1 pseudogene is annotated in these 201 nt (G+C 45.3%); it reads left to right on the top strand.

Going from position 1 to position 201, the window contains the following annotated elements:
• A pseudogene (locus Q8G36_RS29010) lies at nucleotides 1–189 on the top strand (transposase); the annotation flags it as partial.
• Nucleotides 190–201: the final 12 nt, after the last annotated feature.

The raw sequence follows: 201 nt of genomic DNA, 5'->3' as shown, positions 1-201 counted from the left end.
TATGTGAAAGATGAACGAACAAAACAGTTTGCCTATTCATTCCACGCGGCCGCAGACCGCAACGGTTTTGTATTGGGAACGATTGTAACACCTGGAAATACACATGACAGTCAGATCTTAGAGCCACTAGTTGAACAAGTGATTGAGAAAGTTGGAAAACCGGAAGCCGTTGCCGCAGATGCAGCTTATTAAACACCAGCG

It is taken from the genome of Peribacillus frigoritolerans (assembly GCF_030676415.1).
In the GTDB taxonomy this organism is placed as follows: domain Bacteria; phylum Bacillota; class Bacilli; order Bacillales; family DSM-1321; genus Peribacillus; species Peribacillus frigoritolerans_A.
This window is presented reverse-complemented; position numbering and strand designations above follow the sequence as displayed.